5 protein-coding genes are annotated in these 4,438 nt (G+C 37.6%); 2 read left to right on the forward strand and 3 right to left on the reverse strand.

Annotated elements, in window-relative coordinates:
* Nucleotides 1-133 precede the first annotated feature (133 nt).
* Nucleotides 134-709, forward strand: coding sequence for a metallophosphoesterase family protein (locus Q0296_RS09405; protein WP_298039812.1), 576 nt, complete (start codon nucleotides 134-136; stop codon nucleotides 707-709).
* Here Q0296_RS09405 and Q0296_RS09410 read toward each other — a convergent pair.
* From Q0296_RS09410 to Q0296_RS09420, 3 genes are all read right to left on the reverse strand, one after another.
* A complete protein-coding gene (locus Q0296_RS09410; protein ID WP_298039815.1) occupies nucleotides 691-1,023 on the reverse strand; it encodes a hypothetical protein in 333 nt (110 codons plus the stop codon). The genes Q0296_RS09405 and Q0296_RS09410 overlap by 19 nt on opposite strands.
* Before the next feature lie 183 nt (nucleotides 1,024-1,206).
* Nucleotides 1,207-2,418 (reverse strand): PD-(D/E)XK nuclease family protein, encoded by a 1,212-nt coding sequence (locus Q0296_RS09415; RefSeq protein ID WP_298039817.1) that lies wholly within the window; start codon nucleotides 2,416-2,418, stop codon nucleotides 1,207-1,209.
* A gap of 56 nt (nucleotides 2,419-2,474) precedes the next feature.
* Entirely contained in the window at nucleotides 2,475-3,953 is a 1,479-nt protein-coding gene (locus tag Q0296_RS09420; RefSeq protein ID WP_298039822.1) for a DUF2779 domain-containing protein, read from the reverse strand.
* Nucleotides 3,954-4,097: 144 nt separating this feature from the next.
* On the opposite strand from Q0296_RS09420, the gene Q0296_RS09425 reads away from it, so the two are divergent.
* Entirely contained in the window at nucleotides 4,098-4,310 is a 213-nt protein-coding gene (locus Q0296_RS09425; protein WP_298039825.1) for a hypothetical protein, read from the forward strand.
* Nucleotides 4,311-4,438: the final 128 nt, after the last annotated feature.

The raw sequence follows: 4,438 nt of genomic DNA on the forward strand, positions 1-4,438 counted from the left end.
GGCGAGCGCAGGATGAGCGACAACGCCCTTGTTACACTTGCACTGTTCATCGCTCAAAGCGAGCCAAAACAAAAAGATATGGTGGTAAATTTGATCACAACTTTACTCGGGGATTAAAGGCTAATAGATACAAATGAGTGGCATAAAACTTTTTCACGCTAGCGATCTACACTTTAATGCTGGCTATTTTGACTATATTTTGGCCTTTCAAGACAAATTTGACATCTTTTGTTTTAGCGGTGATTTTTTATACAAAGAGAGCGCGCAAGAAAAAGAGCAAACTACTTTGTGGCTAAAAAGCTTTAAAAAGCCTGTATTTGTATGCTCTGGCAACCACGATATGCCAGCATCTTGGCTAAATTCTATAAGTGACATATACTCTGATGGCACCATAAAGACTATAAATGGTGTTAAATTTGGCTGCGTGCCTTACTTGTGCGATGATATGCTTGAATTTGCAAAGTGTGATATCTTACTGACCCACGTTCCCCCAGCAAAGACAAGCACAAGCATCAGCAAAAACGATAAGGATCACGGAGATATAGAGCTTGCAAGGCTTATCAAAAACAATCTTTTAAATGCAAAGATCATCCTTTGTGGGCATATCCATGAGCCAAAATCTCACATAGACGTTTTAAACGGAGTTAAAATTTATAACTCTGCAAGTAGTGGCACAAAAGAGCCATTTTATCAAGCGATAGAGCTATAGTTTTCTATCATTTTAGCCACTTCTTGATGCTCGTAGGGGGTCATTTCTATATTTAAAATTTGCAAGCATATCTCTTTTATAAATTCGCTCTCACAGCCGAAGTCGTTTTTTAGATTTTGCAGTATAAATTTACTCTCAGCAATGACATCATGTGGGTTGCTTAATGCCTTGACGGCTTGCCTGTAAAAATCTTTTGACATCTCAGTGTTGCTATATTTAGTAAAATTTGCGTTATTTACGTAATCATAGCTTGACTTAGCCTGCACCAAAAAAGAAAACTCATCATACTCTTGCCAAAGTTCTTGCTCGGTCATGTTTTACTCCTATCCCTTTATTGTAAATAAAAAAATGGACAAAATTTGTCTATAAAGTATCCTCATAAGAGCTTTTGGCATAGTTTAGAAATGGATAAAGTTAAGATCGGTCATCCAACCACTAACTCTTTACATTAGCATTAGCAATTGAGACGACCATCTATCCAAAAATAACTGTTTGACCTATACTACTATAGCTAACTTAATGACTTCATCAGCCAATGGCTCTAGCTCGTCTTTCATTTTTATTAGTTCATTAACCAGCTCCGACTCGCTATATTTGTTTACGACTATTTCTCTTAAAAATTGATCTTTTTTTAGCCATTTCCATCTGGCAAATCTCGCACCTATATTCCATTCGCTAGAAATTTTAACTTGTATACTATCAACGTATGCCTTATTTATTTTATCTATATCATAAGCAAGTCCAATGTATGGATTTAGAAAGTTTCTATTATCAAATTCTAGAGTAAAAGTTAGTATATGCTCATTGCCCCAACTATATTTATAAAAACTTATAGGTTCAAAATACCTTCTAGTATCAGCCTCTTCTATTTCTACGCACCATTCTTGTGATAATCTTTTTTCAAGCTCGGTCTTTACGTTTGACATAAATTCATTAAGCCTATTTGCATTGGCTATATCAAAGTATTTATTTCTTATTTCATCGACTATATCATAGTTCTCTAGTATTATCTTACTTATTTCCTCAGTATCCATCTCTACTCCTTTATAGGTTCCATAAATTTTTTCAATTACGTTTTTGTATTGCGATATCACGGCGGCTAAATTTGCCAAATTCCCAGCCTCATCAAGACACGAGCCAAGCCACTTCATTATTTCTTCCTTATATGAAATCGCCTTGAATTTAGCTACTTCATTGCCGTATTCATCCAATATTTTACTATTGCTGATTTTTAGTCCATCCAAGCTATAGTCGCTAGGCTCACGCCCTTGCGGCGATAAAAATAGCACATAAATTTCAGCCTCGCCGTCGTTTTCTTTTTGGACGGTTTTTATATATCTTTTTATCTGAGCCTCTTGATCGCCGGCATTTATTTTATTTTCTAAGATAATATGCTTCGTGCCGTCGGTTATATAGATATCTATATTTTCGTACTCTTTATAGACTTTTGCGGTTTGTAAATTTAGTCCAAAATCATATAGTCCGCACGCTTTTATAAAAAGCTCTAGAAATAGCTCTTTTTGGTAGTGTGGAGAACTTGTATCTAAAAGCGAATATATAAATCGAGAATGTAACCGAACCTCATCGTTTATATCTAGAAGTGCTAAAAATAAGTTATAGTCGTTATTGCCACGCAACTTTTTAGCTTCTAACTTGTCGCTTAGAAATTTGATTTGTTTTAACATAGATTCAAGTTTTTCTATATTCATACTTTTCCCCTTTTATTTTTAAAACATTATATCTAATAAACTGGACATTTTTTGTCTTAGTGCACGATTTCTCTTAGTTTTTCTAAAACCTTAATCATCGCTAACGTGTCTAGTTTGCAGTATGCTAAAAGCGCTTTTTTATAGGCCTCGCGATCATTTGCTGACATACGCGTCATGTTTTCGTATGCCTGCATAGCTTCGCCTCCGTGGTGGATCAAATTTAGATCCTTATACGCTGACTCAAACTCAGGCACGAGCGCCGGTAGGACGTATTTTATAGAGTAGCTGCCCTGCATCTTTGGATGATAGTAGCTCTTGCTCGCAAATGGCGCCATTAGGTCCTTTATATTGTCATGAATCGCCATAAGCTCACTTGAAATTTGAGGGTAATTTGCGGCAAGACGTCTTATCACTCCTTTTTCAAAGCTCATGTTATAGGCTAGCACGCAGGCATCTTGCGGGATAAATTTGATCAAATTTAGTGCCAGCTCATATCTAGGATCGGCTCCGACATCGGCTAAAAACTCAAAATGCTCTAAATTTCCTTTGCCGTCCTCTTTGTGGATAGAAAACTGAAAAGGTATCTGCTCGTATGGACTAAGCCCCACAAACTCTGGCACTGCCTGCTGAAATGTCTCAAAGTCAAGGTGGTAGAGCGGATAGCTAAGAGTGCCTAGAAATTCTTTGATAGCCTCTTTGTCTATGATCTGCTCTTTGGATAGTTCGGAGCGGATTTGTATCTGCTGAGAGGCGTTAAATTTATCTAGCTCTTTGATATCTTCAAATTTAACCACACCGCTTTTATAAAGCTCAAATTTCTTATCGCTTCTTAGCCTAGAGATGTTAAAGACGCTATACTCTGGTATGCCGCGCTGCTCGCACCAGCAGTACCCACAAGCATCGCAGAGATATGGGTTTGAGCAATGTGGGCCGATATCAATATCTGGCTCAATGTCTTTGCTAAGAATTTCATCAAATTTACTTAAAACTTGAGGGATGTCTGCTTGTTTTTTCCTTACTTGCTCAGTCACGTCTTCGGTGTGAAAAAACTTATCAAGCTCGAGTTTCTCGCCTCTTACGTAGCTATTGTCTATGTGGATGATATTTACGGCGCTCACCTTGTAGCCAAGCGAGCTAATGACGTAATACTGAATACTTGCATCATCGATATAGACCTCTTTTACCGAGGTTGAGCTCTTTACTTCGTTGATGATGAGACCGTCCTTGCCGATACGGAGGATATCGACCATCACAAGAATGCCATCAAAGCAAAAAGTGGCCTCATATATGACCTTTGAGCCGTGCTCGATAAGCTCTTTTGTTTTTGCTATCTGCAAGCCAAAGTCGCCAGTATACTCTATCCTCTCGCCGCCGCCAAAGAGCTCACAGGCTAGCTCGCCTACTGATGTACCGGTGTCAAATACCGCTTGCGCGCCGTCATCCGGAGCTTGCAAAACCTCAGGCTTTTTCTTTTTTAACCACAAGCTCTTTTCACACTGAAGACCGCGGATATATAGGGACTTAGATAGTGTCATTTCTTATGCCTTTAAATTTTATTTATTCTTATATATCGTCAAAAAGATCTTTATTTTAATGTCCTTTTGTAGGATCATACCAACAAAATAGGAATAAAAAATGTCTGCTTTTTACTTTAAAATTCATCTCAAAAAGGAGTGGTGATGAAGAAGATCAAACAGATAAAAGAGCTATTTGAAGCTGGCAAAGAGAAGCAAGCAAAGGACATGCTTGGTCACTTGCTAAACGATGCACCAAATCAATGTTTCGTCTGTGCAAGATGGATCTGGAGAACAATGTGTGGCAGGCCTGAAAACGGCATAGCCGGCGCAGCCGCTATATTTAAACTAAGGTGGATATTAAAAGTAATGCTTTAATATTAGGGAACTTAAATTTTAAAAAGAGCCCAATAGCACCGCTTTCTCCCGTAAAAACAAATGCTTATAGTCATTTATAATAAAATACGCTTTTATTTAAAAATAATCTTATCTGTATCATATTACAT

The organism is uncultured Campylobacter sp. (assembly GCF_937890585.1).
Classification (GTDB): Bacteria; Campylobacterota; Campylobacteria; order Campylobacterales; family Campylobacteraceae; genus Campylobacter_A.